The 21,426-nt window shown below is 69.7% G+C and carries 10 protein-coding genes; 4 read left to right on the forward strand and 6 right to left on the reverse strand.

What is annotated here, in order from left to right:
* The first annotated feature begins 92 nt into the window (after positions 1–92).
* Positions 93–10,778, forward strand: coding sequence for an LWXIA domain-containing protein (locus tag A3AG_RS0121140; RefSeq protein ID WP_018007350.1), 10,686 nt, complete (start codon positions 93–95; stop codon positions 10,776–10,778).
* 22 nt (positions 10,779–10,800) lie between these two features.
* Here A3AG_RS0121140 and A3AG_RS0121145 read toward each other — a convergent pair whose 3' ends face one another.
* The gene (locus tag A3AG_RS0121145) at positions 10,801–12,324 is read right to left on the reverse strand and encodes a Fic family protein (protein ID WP_018007351.1); all 1,524 of its coding nucleotides are present in this window, start codon (positions 12,322–12,324) and stop codon (positions 10,801–10,803) included.
* Between the two features lie 565 nt (positions 12,325–12,889).
* Complete coding sequence (locus tag A3AG_RS34070) at positions 12,890–13,090, reverse strand: hypothetical protein (protein WP_147310034.1); 201 nt, start codon at positions 13,088–13,090, stop codon at positions 12,890–12,892.
* A gap of 272 nt (positions 13,091–13,362) precedes the next feature.
* Here A3AG_RS34070 and oxlT point away from each other — a divergent pair, with 272 nt between their 5' ends.
* The 3 genes from oxlT (at position 13,363) to A3AG_RS0121160 (ending at position 16,513) form a co-directional block, all read left to right on the forward strand.
* On the forward strand, positions 13,363–14,685 hold the full coding sequence (gene oxlT / locus A3AG_RS0121150) for an oxalate/formate MFS antiporter (RefSeq protein WP_018007352.1): 1,323 nt from the start codon (positions 13,363–13,365) through the stop codon (positions 14,683–14,685).
* Between the two features lie 133 nt (positions 14,686–14,818).
* Positions 14,819–15,667, forward strand: a complete 849-nt coding sequence (locus A3AG_RS0121155) for a helix-turn-helix domain-containing protein (protein ID WP_240619910.1) — start codon at positions 14,819–14,821, stop codon at positions 15,665–15,667.
* A 93-nt stretch (positions 15,668–15,760) separates the two neighbouring features.
* The gene (locus tag A3AG_RS0121160; protein ID WP_018007354.1) at positions 15,761–16,513 is read left to right on the forward strand and encodes a dienelactone hydrolase family protein; all 753 of its coding nucleotides are present in this window, start codon (positions 15,761–15,763) and stop codon (positions 16,511–16,513) included.
* A gap of 378 nt (positions 16,514–16,891) precedes the next feature.
* Here A3AG_RS0121160 and A3AG_RS0121165 read toward each other — a convergent pair whose 3' ends face one another.
* The 4 genes from A3AG_RS0121165 to A3AG_RS0121180 form a co-directional block, all read right to left on the reverse strand.
* The gene (locus A3AG_RS0121165; protein ID WP_018007355.1) at positions 16,892–17,308 is read right to left on the reverse strand and encodes an SRPBCC family protein; all 417 of its coding nucleotides are present in this window, start codon (positions 17,306–17,308) and stop codon (positions 16,892–16,894) included.
* A 245-nt stretch (positions 17,309–17,553) separates the two neighbouring features.
* On the reverse strand, positions 17,554–18,330 hold the full coding sequence (locus tag A3AG_RS0121170; RefSeq protein WP_018007356.1) for an HpcH/HpaI aldolase family protein: 777 nt from the start codon (positions 18,328–18,330) through the stop codon (positions 17,554–17,556).
* Positions 18,317–19,549, reverse strand: a complete 1,233-nt coding sequence (locus A3AG_RS0121175; protein ID WP_018007357.1) for a type III PLP-dependent enzyme — start codon at positions 19,547–19,549, stop codon at positions 18,317–18,319. Before A3AG_RS0121175 ends, A3AG_RS0121170 begins: the two co-directional genes overlap by 14 nt.
* A complete protein-coding gene (locus tag A3AG_RS0121180; RefSeq protein ID WP_240619912.1) occupies positions 19,546–21,417 on the reverse strand; it encodes an IucA/IucC family protein in 1,872 nt (623 codons plus the stop codon). The genes A3AG_RS0121175 and A3AG_RS0121180 overlap by 4 nt, the downstream gene beginning before the upstream one ends.
* Positions 21,418–21,426 lie beyond the last annotated feature (9 nt).

The raw sequence follows: 21,426 nt of genomic DNA on the forward strand, positions 1-21,426 counted from the left end.
TGTCCGCTGCTTGCGCGTGGCCCCGGCCACCCAGGGCATCGGCAACCGTCTGACCTGCCGGCAGGCGCCGGCGTCGCCAGGAGACTTGCGTCATGCTGGATTTCATGGATGCCATCCGGGCTGCCGCGCGCGCGGCCGCCGAGGCCGCGGCCCGTGCCGCCGCCGAAGCCGCGCGCGAGGCCGCCGAGCGGGCCGCCCGCGAAGCCGCCGAACGCGCCCAGCGCGCCGCCGAGGCGCGCGAAACCCAGCGCCAGCAAGACACCCAGAACACGCAGCAGGCGCAACAGTCGCAACAAACCCAACAAAATCAGCAGGCCAGACCTGCGGACCAGCCTGACAAGCCGCAGGCGGTGGTGGTGACGCCGGCGCTCTACACCGCCAATGCCACCGGCGCGCAGTCGCCCAAGGCCATGCAGGTCGATGCGCCGGCGCCCGAGAAGCCCAAGACCGACCCCGCCGAGGCAGCGCGCAAGAAGAAGGAAAACGATGCGAAGGCGCTGACCGATGGCTGGCAGCAGCAAGCGCAGGACGCCTATGACAAGGTGGTGGCCGATCTCGACGGCCGCGCCATGACCGACAAGGAGTGGCAGCCGCTGGGACTGAAGTACGGCAACGTGATGGGCGGCGCGCAGAACGAGCTGCGCGTGGCCGCCAACAACGCCGCGGCCACCGGCGGGGACGTCAAGGCCGCGGTCGAGGCCAAGGCCGAGGAGATCCGCAAGCGCTATGACGATCCGAACGTCGCGCTGAATATCGAAGAGACCAAGACGCAATTCCTGAAGAACGAAAGCACGCAGCAGGCGCGCGACACCCAGGGCGCGCGCTTCAACGTGGTGCTGGCGCAGGAAAAAGAGCAGCAGGCCGCCGCCAGGGTCGACGCGGAACAGGCCGCGTACCTGAAGATTCCCGGCGGCATCCGGCGCTTCGAGCCCGAGGCCGACGACGAACTCGTCGCCGCGCGCGACGCCCATGAGCAGGCCCAGCAGGAACGGGTAAAGGCCGAGGAGACCTTCCTCGGCGCCATGCAGAAAGAGATCGACACGGTCGCGGCGAACGGCTACAAGCAGGACGCCGACCAGGCGCTGAAGGACCTGCGCAACGAGCCGCACGACCGCACCCTCTCGATGGCGGACCGCTCGTACGACCTGACCCTGGCCAACGGCAAGGTCAGCGACGCCGACGCTCAGCTGCAGGCGCTGGCGTCGGGAAAGGGCATCAAGGTGCCGGACAGCTATCGGCAGCAGGCGGTGCAGGACCTGAAGGCGCGCTACGGCACCGAGGGCGGCATGGGCCAGCTGATCGACCGGGTCGACCTGCGCGGGCGCATCGCCGGCGAGATGGCGCACCTCACGCCATCCACCGACTTCGAGCGCAAGCTGGCGCAGAACGACCCGACCACGCTGGCGATGGCGCAGGCGCAGGGGCTGACGCTGGATCCCCAGGCCAGGACCGATCCCAACGCCACCACGCCGCGCGACCTGCCGCAGGCCGAGCGCGCGCTGATGGAACACAACCCGGCCGGCTACGTCATGTTCAAGGCGCTGGGCGCGGACGGCCTGGTTCCGGCCGCCGACCTGCCAGCGACCGATCCGGCCCGGATCGCCTACGACAAGGGCGTCGCCGAGAAAGGCCTGCTCGGCTATACCGTCGAGCAGCTCAAGGCGCGCAGCGAGGATCCCAAGCTCAGCCAGGCCGAGCGCGACCAGGCGGCCAACGGCCTGAACCGGATGCTCGGCTACATGGAGGGCTCGGTACCGCTGCGGGTGGACGCCATGACCCGCGGCATCGCGCAGAAGCTGGACAGCGGCGACGTCACCGGCGCGCTGCAGATCCGCAAGGCCGGCGCCGATGCCGCGCAGACGCCCGAGGAGCGCGAACTTTACGTCGACGTGCACGACGACCGCTTCAGCGACGACCTGTTCAAGGCGCAGATCGAAGCGTCGATGGACAAGGACCTGAAGAACAAGACCCACGACGACGAGGGCCGGCCCATCATCGGCCAGGAGAAGATGTACGCCGACAAGGTCGGCGTCTACCTGCAGGAAGTGGCGCCGCACCTGATCGAGGAAGACGCCGGCACGCTGCTCGATACGGTGAAGGCCGAATACAGCAACGACTGGACCGGGCGCAACAACAGCCAGTCGCCGGGGTACAACGACTGGGACGACTTCTACCATGGCCTGTCGGCGGTGGTCGATGCGGCCGATGCCGGCTACTACGCGCGCAACCCGCAGGCCCAGCCCGGCACGGCCCCGGCCGCGACCAGCACGGCCAGCTGGCTGACCGATCGCGACAACGAGGTCAGCATGCTGATGATGGCGAACCAGGCCGGGTCGTCGCGCCAGGGACGCATCTACGGCGGCGCCCAGGACGCGGCCGCCAAGGGCCATATCGGGCTGTCGGCCGCGTTCGAGCAGGCGCTGAAGTCGAGCAAGGAGGCGCCGGTGATGTCCGACGTCTACCTGCGCAATGCGGTGCAGCGCGGCAGCGAGGACTACGCCGGCACCGACCAGGCAAAGGAAGCCAACCAGCGCTTCGAGCTCGACAAGGACGAGATCCTGCGGCAGACCTTCGACAGCCTGGCGATGCGCAAGGAAGAACTCAGCGCCAAGGCCTCGGACGAGAAGGGACTGTCCGAAGCCATCGCCCTGGGCGCGCCGCAGGGCGACGCCAGCGCGATCCGCGAGCAGATCGCCGCCGACGCCAAGGCCGGCACCACGGTCAGGGCGATCCCGATGTACGTGGCCGGCCCCGGCGGGGTGCCGTACCAGACCGCGGTGTTCGAGTTCGAGGGCAAGGACGGCAAGACCCTGTGGGTGGACGACCAGGGTGCGGTCTACGGCAAGGAGGAACTGGACGCGAAGCGCGATTTCCAGGAGAACAACCTGCTCTCCGACAAGGGCACGGTCTACTTCGCCGAGAACCTGGACCTGGGCCGCGACGGCCATGTCGACTACGCCGCGATGGACGCGCATATCGTCACCACCAGCGAGAAGGTGTGGGGCTGGGTCAACCTGGGCGTGGCCGCGGTCGGCGCGGTCGCCGGCGGAGTGCTGGCGGTGGCCTCGGGCGGCACGCTGACGCCCCTGGTGGCCGCGGCGTGGGTCGGCATGGTGGGCAGCATGGGCTACGGCGTCGGCACCTCGTGGGCCGCGCTGGACAATATTTCGGACCATGGCCGCTCGGTCAATCCCTTTGCCAGCCAGGAAGCGATGGCGCAGTGGCTCAACGTCGCCGGCTCGCTGGCGGGCATGGGCGGCATGGGCCTGGCCAAGACCGGCGCGCTGGCGATGAACGCCGGCACCCGGCTGGCCGGCAGCACCAACCCGCTGCGCCAGATGGCGGGCGGCATGCTGACCCACAGCGCCGGCCACTACGGCAGCGCCAGCCGCGTGCTCAACGGCGTGGGCTTCGGCATCGGCGGCGTGCAGACCCTGCAGCAGGCCGCCATGTTCGCCGAGCATGGCAGCGAGATGAGCGTGTCGGAGAAACTGCAGAACGGCGCCATGCTGCTGATGGGCGCGACGCAGATGCTGCCGTTCGCCATGCAGAAGCGCATTGGCGAATCCGTGCGCGACGGCTACCAGGCCATGCGCGGGCGCGGCGTCGGCGCGGGCGATCCGGCCGGCATCGGCGCACCGGTGCGTGGCGCGACACCGGAAGCGCTGGGGGATTTCCGCGACGCCAATGGCGTGCCAGCCGCGACGCGGCCGACCACGCGGCGCGGCCCGGCCGGCCCCGACGCCGAGGGCCACGCGCCCGCGCGCACCGACGCCGACGGCCAGTCCGGCCGCTCCGGCAAGCAGGCCGACGGCGAACCCGCCCCGGGCGCGGCCAGGCCCGCGACCCCGGAGCGCGGCAACGGCGCCACGCCGGCGAGCGACGGCGGCACCGCTGCGGCCCGCGACCTGCGCACGCCGCAGCGCCTCACGCCCTGGCAATCGGCCAAACTCAGCACCGCCGCGGCCTTCGACATGGCGGTTGCGCGCGGCAGCCTGCTGCAGGAACGGGTGATCCACGGCATGATGGACCGAGCCATGAACCGGGCCATGGCGCGCTACATGACCGAATCCGCCGCGCGCAACCCGTCGGGCGAGCGCAGCGGCGGCGGCCGCGCCGACGCGCCGGTGCCGGCCTCGCGCCGCCGCACCGCCAGTGGCACGCCGGCGCTGGCGCGCGCGCCGCGCCACCCCGCCGGCGACGGCGAGGCCGGCGTGCAGCGCCGCACGGTGAGCCACGGCCCCGCGGTGGTGGCGCATGCCGACGGGCCCGAAGCCCCCGCGCGCATGTCGCTGCGGCAGAACGCGATCTCGCCGCTGGACAACGTGCTGTGGATCGACGGCAGCATGGAGAACATCGGCGTGCCCTACGGCGCCGAGATGGCCGCGCGCGCGCTGGCGGACCTGGACTCGGTGATGATCGTCACCGGCCCGCTGACCGCCCACGGCCGCGCCGAGACCAACGGCCCGGTCGGGGCGGCCTCGCTGGGCGCTTACCTGGCCTCGCTGGGCAAGGACGTGGTCTATGTGACCGACCGCGCCCATGCGCGCACGCTGCGCAAGATGCTGCGCCAGGACCTGAACCAGCCCAATGCGCGCGTCGAGACCTTCTCGGCCCGCGACTTCGCCAGCGCCGGGCGCCAGTCGCGCGCGCTGCTGGCGATGCACAAGCCGCAGGCGGTGGTCGCGGTGGAAGTGGCCGGGCGCAACACCAACAACGAATACCGGCTGCAGAATGGCGAGCGGGTGCGCGGCAACGCCATGCTCGACCAGCTGCTGATCGACGCCAACGACATCGCCGACATGGTCACCATTGCCGTGGGCGACCACGGCAACGAGGCCGGCATGCGCGCCGCGCGCGACCGCCTGCTGCGCGACATGGCGGTAACCGAGCAGCTCGCCGACAGCTGGTCCGACGTCGGCGCCGACCACCTGGTGACGGGCATGAACTCCAACCTGGCGGCGCAGGCGATCGGCTTCGGCGTGCAGCGCGCGCTGGGCCGCGACAGCGGCATGCCGAGCGTGGAGACCGTGGGCGCGCTGCTCGACACCATGGCGCGCCACAAGGCGCGCGACGGCGTCACGCTGGAGGTCGGCGCCACCAGCGTGCGCGGCTACGACAAGACCGTGCAGAAGGGGGTCTACGAGCTGCTGCAGAAGGCGGCCGAGCGCCTGCCCGCGGGGCTTGACATGGCCCAGCTGTTCGAGGGCATCCAGCGGCGCTTCCTGCCCGACGGCGTCGACCCGGCCGACTTCGGCATCCGCGTGCAGGACGATGCGATCGTCATCACCGCCTTCGATTCCAGCAACGGCGGCCTGCTGGCAGCGCAGAACATCGCGCGCCATACCTATGCCATGACCGGCAAGGCGGTGCAGGTGGTGGCCTTTACCGACCATGCCGCCGGCACCTACGGCGGGCGCGAGCGCGGCGACCTGGTCAACCTGGTTCACGCCGGCGTGGTCGCGGCGCAGAAGGCCAGGGGCGCGGTCGACCTGTTTGCCTGCAACACCGCCTGCACGGCGTTTCCGGAGGCGCTGGCCGGCACCCACCAGGCCAAGGTGGTCAACCTGATCATGCAGACCGCGCCGAAGATCGTCACCGAGGGCGGCGCGCGCCCGGTGGTGGTGGCCACGCCCGGCACGGTCAAGCTGCACGCCTACCTGGAAGCGGTGGCAGAGGCCAGCGGCGGCAGCGTCACGGTCAAGGAGATCGGCGCGACCGAGTGGGCCGATGCGGTCAACAACCTCATGCACCTCGCCGACGGCGCGCAGCTGGAACAGCTCAAGGGGCTGGTGGCCAAGTACATCAACGCCGAGCAGATCCCGGCCGACGCTACCTCGCTGTGGTTCTGCTGCACCCACTATCCCGCGCTGGAGACGCTGGTGCGCCAGCAGCTCGATGCCATCGGCCGCAGCGACGTCAGGCTGATCGACCCGATGCAGTACCAGGCGCGCAAGGGCGTGGAGATGCTGGTCGACCAGGGCCTGATCGACCGCAGCGCACTGCTGGAGCAGCCGCTGGACCCGTCGGCGGTGCCCGACGACAAGACCCTGCCGACCATCGTCTTCACCACCGGCCAGCCGTCGCGGGTGTCCGGCCTGGCGCACGCGATGGGGCGGCGCCCCGATATCCGCGTGTTCAAGACTGCCTTCGGCGAGGCCGCCGACGTGTCGGCGGCGCTGGCGCTGGTCGACGGCGGACGCCACCTGTCGCCGGTCGACCGCATCAGCTTCAACTATATCGGCCGTGGCCTGCGCGAGTTCTACATGCCGGGCGGTGCCGAGCGCGCCGCGGCGTCGCTGGAAGACGCCAGCAACGTGATGCTGGTGACCGGCTTTTCGGTGGCCAAGGACATGCCGGAAACCGACGGCCCCCCGGGCACCGCGGAACTGGGCCGCGCGCTGCGGCTACGCGGCAAGCAGGTGACCTACGTGGTGGATTCGGCCAACCGGCCGATCCTGGAGGGCATCCTGCGCGAGATGGGCGAGCCGCTCGACAATATCCGCGTGTTCGATGCCCCGGTGGGCAGCGCGGCCGGTCCGGCGCGCGCGCTGTTGCGCGAGGTCGGCCCCGACCGGGTGATGGCGATCGAGCTGCCGTCGCGCAGCGCGCGCGGCACCAAGCACAATATGCGCGGCATCGGCATCGACGACTTCAACCCGGCGCTGGACCAGATCGTGCTGGAAGCCAATGCCATCGACGGCATCGAGACCCTGGGCGTCGGCGACGGCGGCAACGAGGCCGGCATGGGCGGTGTGGGCGGACTGATCCCGCGCGCGCTCGACGGCAGCGATATCGCCGCGGTGGTGCCGGTGGACCATGTGGTCACCGCCAGCGTGTCGAACTGGGGCGCGTACGCGGTGTCGGCGCTGCTGCTGCGCCGGGGCAATATGCCGGAACGCTTCCAGAGCCCCGAGGAACTGGGCCGCGTGCTGCAGGCCGCGGCCGATGCCGGCGCCGTCGACGGCGTCTCGCGCGAGCGGGTGGCAACGGTGGATGGCTTTTCGACCGAGGTGCACCAGGCGGTGATCACGCTGTACGGACGCGCCGCCGCCGGCGGCACGCCGCGCGGTCCGGGTGCCGCGGGCGCACCGCTGCCGGGCGGGCCGGCGCTGGCGCGCACGCCGCTGGCGGACGCCGCCGAAGCGGTGGTCGCGCACGGCGGGCAGCTGCCGCGCAAGACCGCTTCCGCAAGCAGCGCCGACGACGCGGGCGGCCGGCCGGCGGCCCTGCCCGCGACGCGCCCGCAGATTCGCGACGGCAGCTGGTCGGTGCGCGACGGCGCGCCGAGCCGCGCCGCGATCGAGGCCACGGTCGACGGCATCCATGCCTCCGGCGGGCGCCTGGCCGGCGTGCACTACGTGGTGACCCATGGCGATGGGCTGTCGGTGCCGCTGCGCGCGGGGCTGCCGGAAGCGTCGTTCCTGTCGCTGCAGCAGGCCATGCGCGACCTCGGCCCGGCGCTGCAGGCAGGCGGCAACTTCCGCATCGCCATCGTTTCGCAGCGCGAGGCGGCGCGGCACGGCGCGGTCGACGCGCGCAGCGTGATCGGCACCGTGCCGCTGTCGCTGCGCGGGCACAAGCCGCACGCGGAAGGCTTTGCGCTCAATCCGGATTACCACGGCGAGATGCGCGCCGCGTTGCCCGACGACTTCCGCGCCGGCCTGCCGCTGGTGCGCCAGCAGGACGGGCGCCGCATCGACGTGCTGGCCCAGCTGGAGCAGTTTCCGCGCGGGCGCGCGGACCTGGACCTGGCGCAGCAGGCCGGCCAGAAGACCTTTGGCGACGAGGCGGTGGCGGTGTCGGTGCCGCAGGTTCCCGGACATTTCACGGTGCGCGCCGAGGGCCTGTTCGGCGGCGTCGCGATGCGCGCCGGCGACGGCCCATCGTCGCGGATCGACGCCGCGGCGGTGATCGACCGCATCCGCGCGCATCCGGACTACCAGGAGGGCATGCCGGTGGTGCTGTACGGCTGCTACGGGCAGGACGGCGCGGTGTCGCTGGTGCAGGAGCTGGCCACCGGCCTGAACGCCCGTGTCTACGGCGCCGACGGCCGGCTCGACGTGGATGCGTTCCGCGCGCCGGGCAGCGACCTGGCCTATGGCGCGCGCCTGCGCGTGGCCGCTGATCCCGCCACCATGGCGGCGTCGGGCGCGCCGGTGCATGTGCTGGACGGCGGCCGCTTCCACGGCGCCATGCCGGCGCTGCCGCTGGTGGCGGTCACCGGCGGCGGCAAGCCGGTGCGCCAGCATGGCGCGCGCGCCGCGGGCGATCCCGTGCCCGCAGGCTGGCAGCAGGTGCCGGACCGCTGGGCCGAACTGGCGCTGGGCGAGCCGGCGGTGCGTGTCAACGCGCCCGGGGATCATCTGGTGGTGGTCGGCGCCGTGCGCCCCGAGGGCGGCCTGCGCGGCGAGGCGGGCGAGGGCGTCGGCGCCCACGAGCTGGCCTTGCTGCTGGCGCACGACTGGGAACCCGGCCAGCCCATCGTGCTGGCGCTGGACGGCGCGCATGCGCCGCAGGGACGCATGCTGGCGCAGCAGGTGGCCGATGTGATGGGCACCGAGGTGCTGGTGCCGGAGTTCGCGCTGCGCCGCGGCGCCTACGCGCAGGACCCGGCCAGGAGCCAGATCGACCTGGCGCAGCCGGGCCGCTGGCGCCGCGTGTCGCCGCAGCCCGATCCCTACGCCGGCCACAGCTTCAAGATCGACCACCACGGCAACGTGTTCCTGCGCCGGCCCGACGGCACCCGCGAACGGGTGCGGCTGGAGAGCTACCTGGGTCCCCGGCTGGGCAGCGGCGGGGCCAAGACGGTGTTTGCGCTCGGCAAGGACCTGGCGGTCGGCATCGCCAACGAAGCCTGGCTGGGCGACATGGTGCACGGCGAGCGCGCCGCCATGGCCGAGGCCGCCGGCACGCACGGGCTGGACACCGTGCGCAGCTTCGGGCCGGCATCGCTCGAGGCGTTCGGGCGCCCGGCCATCGGCTATGAACGCTACGCGGCCAGCAGCAAGGACCTGTTCGACGCCGCCGGCCAGTTGCGGCCCGAACCTGCCGCGCTGCTCAACGACCGCTCGGCGCGCGATATCGCCGCGCTGGCCGACACCATGAAGACGCGCCGCCTGCACCTGGGCGACGTGGAGTTCGCGCTGTTCCCGGACGGCACGGTCAAGGTGGCCGACCTGACCCATGTCGAGACCGGCGCGGATGCGTCGCAAGGGAGCGCGGTGTATCGCATGCTGGACGCGATGCAGCAGGCAGCGCGCGCCAGGGGCAGCGACGGCACGCAGGGCCGCGACGGCGGGGAGGGCGCAGTGGTGCGCGCCACCATCTCGCATGGTCCGGCCGGCAACGCACCGCCGCCCGGCGGCAATGGCCCGCGGCCGTGGAAGGTGCGCACCGCGCTGGCGGTGTCGGCGGCCGGCACCTTCGCCGCCGCCTCCGGCGCCGCGGCAATCTCGGCGCAGACCGGTGCCAACCTGGTGCTGACCAGCGCCGGCTGCTTCATCTACCGCGGCAGCGTGGCGATGGGGCGCACCGTGCATGCCAACAAGGTGATCCGGCGCGCCGGCACGCACACGCCCGCCGATATCGCCTGGCTGCGCCGCACGCTGACCGAGAAGCCCGGCACCGCGGTGTGGGGCATCAACGAAGCGAACCAGCAGAAGTTTGCCAGGGCGCTCGACCAGCTCGACGCCTACGCCCACGCCCCCGACAAGAAGGACCTGCCTGAGGCGGCGGACAAGATCCGCGAGGCGCAGGCAGTGATCGGCACCATCGGCGCCTCGATGCTGACGCCCGATACCCGGGCCGGGCAGGTCAACGACGCGCTGCAGCTGACCACGCTGGCGATCAACAACGGCAACACCATGCTGTGGTTCGGCGAGCACGGCGTGACCCAGGTCGGCGAGCCGCTGACCTACAGCAGCGCGGTGTTCCTGGCCGCCAACTCGGTGCTGAGCACGGTCAACTTTGCCGCCCGCGCGGGTTATCACACCGGGCTGGCGCAACCCGCCTTGCTGGGCGCGCGGCTGCGCAAGTTCGTGATGAACGCGTATTCGGTCGGCGCGGTGCCGCTGGCCGTGGCCGACATGATGCATACCGGCGGCGTGGTCGGGGCGATCGAGGCGGGCAGCCTGGCGGCGTTCGGCATCGGCGCGCACCTGCAGTCGCGCAACGAGCAGAAGCTGATCAATGCCGAGAAAAACCGGCTGGCCAGGGCCGCCGATCCCGACGCCGTCGACAAGCCGGTCACGCCATGGCTGGCGCAGAAATGGGATTTCTTCGGCCGCGCCATGCCCAAGGGGCTGGTGCTGCTGGGTGGCGGCGTAATGGTCAACTTCGGCGCCAAGATCCTGGTGGAGCTGCTCAAGGACGAGGACAAGGGCGCGCCGCGGCCGACGCCGACGCCCGGCGGCGGCCCATCGACCCCGCCGGCGCCGCCGACGGGATCCACGCCGCCGCAGGAGCCGCCGAAAGAGCCCCCCACAGAACCGCCCAGGGAGACCCCGAGGGAGCGCCCCGGCTCCGGAACGGTACGCGTGCAGCCTTACAGCCCCGACCACGTCGCCAGTTCCACCCTATGGGGCATTGCCGGCGCGCATCTCGACACGCTGCTGTCCGACGGCCAGAAGGCCGAGGCGCAGGCCCAGGCGATGACGCCGGACCAGCAGGTGGCCAACTTCGCGCTGCGCGAACTGATCAACCTGAACCCGCGCTATCGGCTCGCCGACAACCCCGACCACCTGGAGCCGGGCTGGGAGCTGGACGTGACCCGATAAGGCGGCTGGCGCGCCGCCTGCTTCAGTGGCTGCCGTGGCGCTCCAGATAGTCCGCGAACTCGTCGCGCACCACCGCTTCGATGCGCGCGAGTTCGTCGTCGGTAAGGTCCTCGAACAGCTTGCGCTTGCGCCGCGACAGCTCGCCGTGGTTCTGCACGACCAGGTCGATCAGGTTCGACAGCCGCGACTGGCGCAGGTCCAGCCAGCTTTCGAGCCGGGTCACGCTGGCGTCGTACGCGCGCAGGTACTGGATTTCCTGCGCCAGGTCCTGCTCGACGCACTGCTCGATGCACTCGAACACGAATTCGCACAGCGCGGTGGCGTCGAACGAGGCATAGAGCCAGTAGGGCTGCGGCGACTTGATCAGGATGGTGTCGCTGTCCGCATCCAGCGCGTAATTGAGCAGCGCCGTGCGCGGCGCCGAATAGGCCTTGAGCAGCCCGGCGTAGACGTCGAGCTGCTTGAGCATGCGCGCCGACACCGGCAGCACCACGCCCGCGGGCGTCACGCCGGCCTGGCGCAGCAGGTGGTGGATCAGGAAGCGATGCAGACGGCCGTTGCCGTCATAGAACGGATGCGCAAAGACAAAGCCGAACGACACGCACGCCGCCACCACGATCGGGTTTGCCGCCTGGGTCTCGACCAGCCCCGCGACCGCGGCAATGCCATCCATCATCGCGCCCAGCTGCGCGGGCGGCGGCGGAATATAGTCCGCGATATTGCGCAGCCGCCCGCCGCGCGACAGCCAGTTCTGCTGGTCACGGAAGCTGTATTCGGCGCGCAGCCCCGAGATGATCTCGTTCTGCCATTCGCACAGCTGGGATTCGGTCAGCGGCGCGCGCTGGCCGGCATATTCCAGCAGCCGCCGGAACTTGGCGACGCGCTGGTTATCGGGAATCTCATGCTCGATCGAATAGGTCGAGCGGGTTTCCGCCAGGTAGAGATAATCCACCGCGCGCGCCAGCAGCTCCGGCTCCAGGCGTTGGATGGCACTGCCGACACGGCCCGGCAAGTCGGCGGCGAGCCAGCGCGCCAGCTTGTCGGTGCGGCGCACCACCGGGCAGAATGCCGCCGGCCCGAGGTGGTTGTTCTGGATGCCGAACTGCAGGTCCGGCGTCGACGGGCCGGTCACGTATTCCGCCTCGTCCAGCGCCAGCACCCGCGGCGCGCCCGCCGGCAACTTGTAGTCGAGCTGCGCCCCGGCCAGCCATTTGGCATAGAAGGCGCTCAGCCGGGCATAGCGCGAGGTCGGCGTCGCGGCCAGCCATGCTTGCACGTCCTGCACTGCCTGTGGCTGTTCGAACAGCGCGGCCAGCACGGTCAGGTCGACCTGTTCCTTCTTCAGCGCAAAGGTGAGGTGGTCCACCGTGGTGTCGCCGCCGCGGTAGCGGTTGCGGGGGTAGACCGTGCGCGTGGTGCCGTCCGGCCCGGTGTGCGTGCTCAATACGCCGGTCTTGTCGCCAAGCGCGGAGGTGCAGCGCAGCGGCGGCACGCGCAGGCCGAACTGGCGGATCAGGGCGTCGTAGCCTAGTGGTGCGTGAGCCATACGGACGTCGGGGAAGGGGGGCAGATGCCCGCGGAGCTTACCATAGCTTCTACAGGACTTACCAAAACATCTACTCCGCGCAGAATTCTATCAATTTCATCTAGGATGCAGAGCGCTGTGAGGCAGGCAGGGCCAACCGGCGGGTCGTTTTACGCAGCGTTCTACTGCGTTTGCTGTTTCCTCTATTCCAGGCGCAGGGATGACGATTTCGTCTACATGCGGCGCGCACCGCACCAGCGCCGCGGTATTCCAACGTGCGCCGGAAATGACAGCCTTGTCATCATCGAACCCGGTTTCGCCATAATCGGCGGGGGCGACCCAATGATTTTCTCAGGGTTTTCTCTGAGTTTGCCCATTAATCGGCCTGAAACCGATTTCCGGTATTTGACCGCTTCCATTCATCATCTATAACTGCAACTACATGTTGCGGCCGATGTCACGCACCATGCCTCAGCCCGCCAGGTTCGCCTGCGGGCATTTTTTTATGTTGGCACGAGATTAATAGTTGGAATTTAGCCGGGATTCCATGTGGCGGCTACGCATAATCATTACAGTGCTGTAATCATTAGCCCGCCGTCAGCATGACAATATTGTAATGATCAGGCGAAATTGTGGGCCCGGGGGATTCAGCAGAAATACTCATCAATGCCGGGCCTGGGACCAGGATTTCCGCGCCAGCAAAGGGATTGCCGCCACTCTCCGGTGCCGCCCCGGTGTTTTGCATCCAGCTTCTGATGCGATTTTGTCGTGAATATTCGGCGCCCATCCCCGGTCCGCATTAATTCAGTGAAAACCCTGCCCCGGCTTTCGCTTGACTTCGTTGATATATCACATACTGTGTATCCCATCGCCACTCCAAAGTTTGGCAGAGAGGTGAGGGCGGAGACCTCAGGTCGCGTCGTGATAAGAGGCACATAAATGCCAATGACATTAGGAGACATGAAATGCCAGCAGCCACCCCTAAGCTGAGGCGCAGCGCGACCATATATACCCCCACCCGGTCGCAAATTAATGGCCAATCGATTCAAGGAGCGCGCAATGAGTAATCCAACGGCAATGGGGATGGGCGTCAATCACCAGGTCCCGGAAGGCACACGCTGGATGCAGCTGATCGTGGGGGTGATCTGCATGATCGCCACCGCCAACATCCAGTATGCATGGACCCTGTTCGTCCCGGAGATCCAGGACACCTACGGCTGGTCACGTGCCAGCATCCAGGTCGCCTTTACCGTCTTTGTGCTGGTGCAGACCTGGCTGGCGCCGATCGAAGGCTACTTCATCGACAAGTTCGGGCCGCGCATGATGGTCGCGTTCGGTGCGGTGTTTATCGGCGCGGCATGGTGCATCAACTCGCAGGCGACCTCGCTGATGGGCTTCTACGTCGGCGCGGCGGTGGGCGGGCTGGGCGTGGGCTCGATCTATGCCACCTGCATCAACAACGCGCTCAAGTGGTTCCCGGACCGCCGCGGCCTGGCCGTGGGCCTGACCGCCGGCGGCTATGGCGCGGGCTCGGCGGCGACCATCCTGCCGATCGCGGCGATGATCGAGTCGCAGGGCTTCCAGCACACCTTCCTGTTCTTCGGCCTGCTGCAGGGTTCGCTCGCCTTCATCGCGGCGTGGTTCCTGCGTTCGCCCAAGTCGCATGAAGTCAAGGCGTCGGCCAAGCTGGTCCAGGCCACGCGTGACTACACGCTCAAGGAAGCGCTGTGTACCAAGCTGTTCTGGCTGATGCTGATCATGTTCGTGCTGGTCGTCACCGGCGGCATGATGGCGGTGGCGCAGCTGGGCGTGATCGCCAAGGACCTCGGCGTGAAGGAGTTCAAGGTCGACCTGCACTTCTTCGTGATGGCCGCGCTGCCGCTGGCGCTGATGCTGGACCGGATCATGAACGGGATCTCGCGGCCGCTGTTCGGCTGGATCTCGGACAATATCGGCCGCGAAAAGACCATGGTGATCGCCTTCACGCTGGAAGGGCTGGGCATCATCGCGCTGGGCTACTTCGGCAGCAACCCGTACGCGTTCCTGATCCTGTCCGGCGTGGTGTTCCTGGCCTGGGGCGAGGTCTACTCGCTGTTCTCGGCGCTCGCCGGAGACGCCTTCGGCACCAAGCACATCGGCAAGATCTATGGCGTGCTCTACACCGCCAAGGGCATCGGCGCACTGTTCGTGCCGATTGGCAACCTGATGATGGAAGCGACCGGCACCTGGTCCACCGTGCTCTACACGGTGGCCGCGATGGACCTGACCGCGGCCTTCCTGGCGATCATGGTGCTGCGGCCGGTGCTGAAGAGCCACGTCGCCAACGCCAGGACCCTGTTCTCGAAGGAGACCGCGGCAGCCGGAACGCAGGTACCGGCCTGAGCGGGATGACGGCGGCGACGCCAGCATTCCGGCGCTGTCGCGGCAACAAAGGGCGGGCTTCTTCGGAAGCCCGTTTTTTCATGGGGCCGGGTGGTTGCGCCGTGGGTGCTCGGGCTGTGATAAAGGTATGCCCGTGCCAACCCCAGCGCGCCCCGTGCGCGCCTGCATCATGTTCCAGGTCCTCGCCCCGTGCCCATCCCTGACGCCCTATGTCGACGGCTACTGGTTCGTGCAGGACCTGGAAGGTGCCTACGCGGGCAGCGATATCACCACCTGCCCGTATCCGGGCGCGGTGCTGTCGGTCAATTTCGGCCGGCCGAACGCGATGGTGGGCGGTCCCACCGTGCCGACGGTGTCGCTGCTGGGCTTCCAGTCGGCCAGCCGGCGCTGGCGCTCGTGGTCCGACACGTATTTCGTCATGGCCATGCTGAGCGGTGCCGGGCTGGCGCGGCTGTTTCCCGGCATCGGGCCCGACTGCCGCGACCAGCTGCTGGACCTCGCGGGTTACCTGGGAGACGGCGCCAGCCATGCCCTCAGCGCCGACCTGAGCGCCGCCTGGACGCCGGCGCGGATCGTTGCCCGGCTGGATGCCTGGCTGCTGCGGCGGCTTGCCACGCTACGCGAGCCGGCAATGCTGCAATCGCTGCGCGCGGCCCACGCGCTGTTGCGCCAGGGGCGCCAGGTTCAGCAGGTGGCCGGCCTGATGGCGGTCAGCCGGCGTCAGCTGAACCGCTGGTTCGAGCAGCAGCTGGGCCTGGGGCCCAGGCAGCTGATGGACCTGGAGCGCCTGCAGCACAGCATCCAGGCGGTGCAGCGCGGCGCGGGCGATGCGCTGGACGGCTACAGCGACCAGGCCCACCAGATCCGCGCCTGGCGCCGGCGCGTGGCGCAGACCCCGGGCGCGTATGCGCGCCGTGGCCAGTCGCCGCTGGCGGCGTCGTTCGGGCAACGCCCGGCCGGCGCGCCGGCCTTCTACCTCTGACCGGCGCACCGGCGGCGCGCGCCGCCCACGTCCCAAACGTTCAATACAGCGTTCCTGCGCGGGCGCATGCTGGCGGCCTGAACGGAGGGAACCATGAACGCTGCAAGCCTGCCGCCGGAGCGCGGCTTCATCACCTATACCGACGGCACCACGGTATTCGAGGGCTACCTCGCCAGGCCAGCCGCTATGGCCGCGTCACCCATGCCGTGCGTGGTGCTGGCCCATGAATGGAGCGGCCTGAACGCGGCGATGCGCCGCTGCGCCGAGCGCTTCGCGGCACTGGGCTATCCCTGCTTTGCCGCCGACGTGTACGGCAAGGGCGTGCGCGGCGACGAGCAGGGCGACAACGCGCACCTGATGGATCCGCTGCTGGCCGACCGCCGCGTGCTGCGGCGGCGCCTGCTGGCGGGGTTTGCAGCGGCTACGCGGTTGCCCGGCGTGGACCCGCGGCGCATGGCCGCGGTGGGCTACTGCTTCGGCGGCCTGTGCGCGCTGGACCTGGCGCGCGCCGCCGCGCCCGGCCTGGTGGCCGCGGTCAGCTTCCACGGCGTGCTGCAGCCGCCGCGCATCGGCCCGCAGGGCCCCATCGGCGCCAGCGTGCTGCTGCTGCATGGCTGGGAAGATCCCGTGGCGCCGCCCGCGGCGGTGCTCGGCATCGCCACGGAATTGACGCAGGCCGGGGCCGACTGGCAGCTGCATGCCTATGGCCATGCGCGCCACGCGTTCACGTTCGAAGGCGCCAACTTCCCGGAGCGCGGCATCGTCTATGACGCCGCCGCCGACCGGCGCTCGTGGGCGGCATGCGCGACATTCCTGGCCGAGCGGTTCGCGGCGTCGGCCGCCTGAGCCAGAAGATCAGCCCGGTCACGGTGGCTCCCGCCGTGATCACGGTCAGCAGCGCCCGCAGGTGACGCTGCGGCGCAGCTGCGCCAGCAAACGCGGGGCCTGCAAGATGGCGTCGTGGTCTGCGCCCTCGAGCAGGGGTTCTGCGCGCGGCGCGCCGACCCACCGGCAAGTCGCGCGACTGTGGGCCAGCTCGTCGGCGCCGTCTGGCGCATCAACCTGTTGGACGAACGGAACGGGAATACTCAGGCGGGAAGGGGCAGCTGCGGCGGCCGGTGGCACGACGGGCAGGGCGCCGGCTTTTGCGGGAGGAACAGGCGGAAACGGCGCTGGTGTCGCGGCCCGGGCAGGCCGCGACCGCGGTTGGTCACGACGGCGCCGTCATGCCCGGCCCTCGATGAACTCCTTGAAGCGCTTCAGGTCGCCTTCGACCTTGCGTTTGAGCACGCCGGCGGCATCGCCGACCGCCTCGACCACGCCCTCGGTTTCGTAGTTCATGCGTACGGACACGCGGGTCGCGCCCGCATCCAGCGGAGAAAAATTCACCTGGCCCGAGTTCTCCGCCCCGGCGACGCTGCGCCACGCGATGCACTGGTCGGCGACGTTCTGCGTTATCTCGGCATCCCACTCCTTGTGCTTTCCGCCGACCTCGGCGCGCCAGTGCAGACGGCGGTCATCGAGCTGCCTCACCTCCTCGACGCCCTCCATGAACCGCGGAAATTCTTCGAACCGGCACCATTGCTGATACGCGACCTGCACCGGCACCCGGACGTCGATCGACTCTTCGATGGTTGACATAGCACCTCCTTGTTTCAAAAGGCGGGCGAACCGGTGCAAATCCCGTTCCAGACGCGCGGCGCGGCGCCGGCCCCCGCTGCGGCGACGGGGGGCGGAAGCGGTGCAGAAATTACGCGCAGGACTGCAAGAACAGGTCGGGGCTACCGGACGCCGCCGGAGACGCGGCGTGCCGATGCCACCACACCGGGACGCACCCCGGCCATCGGCCGGCCACCCGCGATCCGGCGATGCCGGCTGTCCAGGGTTCAGCCTGACCGTTCGCGCCGGTAGCCCGCCACCAGCTGCTTCATCGCGCGGAACGCCGTGGCGCGGTCGTCTCCCAGCAGGAAGGCGTGCACGCCTTGCTCGCGCCATTGCTCGCATTGTCCGGCCGCGCGCGGAATGGCACAGAATGGCACGCCCCTGGCCTGGCAGGCCTGCGCGATGCGGCGGATCGCAGCCTGCACGGCGGGATGCTGCGCCTCGGCGGGAACGCCCAGGCTTTGCGACAGGTCGATCGCGCCCTCCAGCACCATGTCGATGCCCGGCACGGCCACGATCTCTTCGATCGCATCGACGCCGGCGCGGTCCTCGATCATGGCCACCACCATCAGCTCGCGGTTGGCCCGTTCCATGTACTCCGGCAAGGTCAGCGTACCGAAGCCGGTGGTCCGCCCCCCGGCGATGCCGCGCTTGCCCAGCGGGTGGTAGCGCGTGCTGTGGACCGCCAGCTCGGCGGTCGCGCGGCTGCATACGTGCGGCACCACGATGCCCTGCGCGCCGGCATCCAGCACCCGCAGGATGATGTCCGGCGCTGCCCGCGGCACCCGCACCAGTGCCGTGGTGCCGGCGCATTCCGCGGCGCGGATCATGTTCTCGAGCGTCTGCGGGTTCACGCCGGCATGCTCGAGGTCCAGGATCACGAAGTCGAAGCCGGCGTAGCCGATCATCTCTGTCATCAGCGGCAACGGCAGCGAGTTGATCAGCCCGAACACATCGTGCCCGGCGGCGAGCGCGGCCTTGAGCCGGTTAGGCTGCAGCATGGGTATCCTCCACGGGCAGGTAGCAGTGCCGTGGGTGAGGGTGGCGTAGGAAGTCGTGGTGCGAGATATGCCAGGCATAGGCGCCGGCATAGGGGAACACCACCAGGTCGCCGGCGCGCACGCTGTCGACGTATGCGTCGTGCGCCAGGATGTCCTTGGGCGTGCAGAGCTGCCCGACCACGCTGACGCGCGCCTCGCGCACGCCGGGGCGGGCGAACGGATAGCGCCAGGACGCCACCGGCAGCACCCGGAACGGATGGCTGTGCCCCTGCGCATAGGGCGTGCGGAAGTGGTGCGTGCCGCCGCTGGCCACGACGAAGGCGCGGTCGAAGGCGTGCTTGACGTCGATCACCTCCATGGCGTAGTAGCCGCAGAACGCGGTGATATAGCGGCCGCATTCGAAGCGCACGGTCAGCCCGTCGCGCCGCGCCGACAGCGCCGGCAGGCCTTCGGCAAAGCCGGCCCAGTCGAACTGCCGCTCGGGCTCGCGGTAGTTGACGCCGATGCCGCCGCCGACGTTGACCTGGTCCAGCGTGTCGAGCCCGTATTGCGCGCGCCAGCGCCTGACCTGCTGCAGGTAGGCATCGAGCAGGCGCAGGTGGGCGGCGGCGTCGAGCTGGTGGGACATCAGGTGGAAATGGAAGCCGCGCAGCCGGATTTCGGGGTGCGCGCGCAGCCATGCCAGGCAGGCGGGCAGCTGGTCGCCGGCGATGCCGAACGGCGTGGGCCTGCCGCCCATCATCAGCGTGGTCGCCTGCAGCCCTTCGAGCGCCAGGTTGACACGCAGCAGGACCGGCGCCGTGGTGCCGCGCTCGCGCGCGAGCCAGGCCAGGCGTTCCAGCTCATGCAGGCTTTCCACATGCAGCGCCTCGACGCCGAGATCCAGCGCGCCGGCCAGTTCCGCATCGGTCTTGCCGGGTCCGCTGAAGATCAGCGGCACCTCGGCAAAGTGCTCGCGCACCCAGGCCAGCTCGCCGCCGGAAGAAATCTCGAAGCCGTGCGCCAGCGGCGCCAGCGTCTGCAGGATCGGCAGGTCGGAGTTGGCCTTGATGGCGTAGAACAGCTCGAACCCCTGCGGCAGGCTGCCGGCGATGGCGGCGGCGTGGGCCCGCAGCGCCTCGAGGTCGTAGACGTAGGCGCTGAGCGGGGCGCCCGTGCCGGCGCGCGCCTGGTGCAGGTGGTCGGCGACATGCGACCAGCGCAGTACGGGGGCGGTCATTGCCATGCCGCCTCCAGGCCGGCGAAGGGAATCGGATTGGCGACGGGCACGTAGGTCGAGGCGCGGTCGGCGCGCTGGAAGAAGCGGTTGCTGAAATTGGTCTTGGCCGGGAACGGGCGGCCGGCCAGCAGGCCGTTGATGCGCCGCGCCGACGCCGCGTTGCCGTGGCGATGCTGGTAGGTATGCAGGTGATGGCGCACCACCGACCACAGCCGCGCGCTCCGGGCCTGCCTGCCGGCACCGAGCTGCGCGATCACTTCGCACAGGTTGTTGACGAACAGGCAATAGGCGACGCGGTTCCAGCCCTGCTCCTCGTCATACCATAGCGACGACCGGGCGCGCTCGCTGATGCCGGCCATGGACGACGCGGGATGGCTCGCAGGCGTCAGCTTGACCCCCTCGAAGTCGCGCAGGAACAGCTGCGCCGGCATGTCCTGGCGCAGGCCCAGCACCACGTTCTGCAGGTGCGGCTCGAAGATGATGCCGTGCGCGAAGAAGAGGTGGAACACCGGGTAAACCAATTGCTCCACATAGGCGGAGAACCAGCGCTCGGTCATGGCATCCACCGTGGTTCCGTGCTGCGCGGCGAGCGCCGTGAGCAGCCGCTGCATGCGGGCATCGCCGTAATAGTGGTTGCCGAACAGCGAGCCGGCCAGCAGCGGCACGCAGTCTGGCGCGCGCAGCGTATCCACGCTCTGGCGCAGGATCAGGCCGAAGCCTTCGATGACCTGGCGGTTCTGCTCGATGTCGGCGTGCCGGAGGTCGACCGACAGGAACGCCGGCTCCTCCATCAGCGCCAGGCCCGGGAACGCGCGCGCCAGCTCCGGCAGCAGCGGGCGCAGCACGCGGTTGACGTGCATGGCGCTCTCCAGCTCATACCAGGCGTTCTTGCGCACGCAGTTGGTGATGCGGATGTTCAGCGACAGCTTGTAGAAGTACGGATTGCCGGGCTGGTACAAGGTCCGGATCGACGAAGTGGGAAAGAAGTCCGCGCCCTGCGTGCCCAGGTCCTGCACCCGTCCGCTTGCCAGCGCCGCGCGCACCAGCGGATGCTCGCGCAGGTAGCCGGCCTGCCACGGATGGACCGGCACTGCGACGCGGCCGGCGGCTACGGCCGGGGCATTCGCCGCGATCAGCTGGTCGCAACTCACGCCGAGCAGCGACTGCTGCGCGATGTCGTCGCGCGGCACCGCGAACCATGCCAGCGCAAAGCGGGTGCGCAACTCAGGCGAGTAGCGCAGCAGGTCCTCGTCGGAAAAACCCTGGCGGCTTTTCGGCGTGGGGTGGAAGGGGTGGCCGAAGGTCAGCGATTGCTCGGAGTCGATATAGGCGTCGACCGGGTCGGCCGGGATGGTCTCGGATACCGGCACCGACAGCACTTCGGTGCTGACGGCGACGCTGTTGCGGATCTGCTCCATCAACTCGGTGTTGAGCGGCAGCTCGTGCTGTTGCGCCATCTCGCGCAACAGCAGCGCGGCCAGCGCTTCCCAGTCGAGCAGCGCCCACGGCTTGTTCTCGGCCTTGTGGAAGAGCGGCGACAGGTAGCGGTAGTTGCCGGTCAGCCAGGCACCGCCGACCACGGCCAGCAAGCGGCCGTGGCTATGCGGCAGCTGCACTTCCAGCACCTGGGCCACCTCGGCCGCTGCGCGCTGCAGGGCCATGGCGATGGTCGCGGGCCAGTCGTTCTGGCCGGCGGGCGGGCCAACGCGCAACTGGCCGGCGGGGGCCGCGACTTCGCGGCAGTAGCAGTTCAGCAGCGTTTCCTGGCAGCGCCGCGCGGCGGCCAGTCCTGCCAGTCTTGCCGGTTCAGCGTTCTCGCCCAACGGGTGGCGCGTGCCGGCATATTCCATCTTGCTTTGCGTTTGCATTGTCTTGTG

This window comes from Cupriavidus neocaledonicus (genome assembly GCF_000372525.1).
In the GTDB taxonomy this organism is placed as follows: domain Bacteria; phylum Pseudomonadota; class Gammaproteobacteria; order Burkholderiales; family Burkholderiaceae; genus Cupriavidus; species Cupriavidus neocaledonicus.

Excerpts from the sequence above, each read along its gene's own strand:
- A3AG_RS0121160 (WP_018007354.1), top strand. The coding sequence starts at position 15,761 with ATGAACGCTGCAAGCCTGCCGCCGGAGCGCGGCTTCATCACCTATACC.
- oxlT (WP_018007352.1), top strand. The coding sequence starts at position 13,363 with ATGAGTAATCCAACGGCAATGGGGATGGGCGTCAATCACCAGGTCCCG.
- A3AG_RS0121145 (WP_018007351.1), bottom strand. The coding sequence starts at position 12,324 with ATGGCTCACGCACCACTAGGCTACGACGCCCTGATCCGCCAGTTCGGC.
- A3AG_RS0121140 (WP_018007350.1), top strand. The coding sequence starts at position 93 with ATGCTGGATTTCATGGATGCCATCCGGGCTGCCGCGCGCGCGGCCGCC.
- A3AG_RS0121165 (WP_018007355.1), bottom strand. The coding sequence starts at position 17,308 with ATGTCAACCATCGAAGAGTCGATCGACGTCCGGGTGCCGGTGCAGGTC.
- A3AG_RS0121180 (WP_240619912.1), bottom strand. The coding sequence starts at position 21,417 with ATGCAAACGCAAAGCAAGATGGAATATGCCGGCACGCGCCACCCGTTG.
- A3AG_RS0121175 (WP_018007357.1), bottom strand. The coding sequence starts at position 19,549 with ATGACCGCCCCCGTACTGCGCTGGTCGCATGTCGCCGACCACCTGCAC.
- A3AG_RS0121170 (WP_018007356.1), bottom strand. The coding sequence starts at position 18,330 with ATGCTGCAGCCTAACCGGCTCAAGGCCGCGCTCGCCGCCGGGCACGAT.
- A3AG_RS34070 (WP_147310034.1), bottom strand. The coding sequence starts at position 13,090 with ATGGGCGCCGAATATTCACGACAAAATCGCATCAGAAGCTGGATGCAA.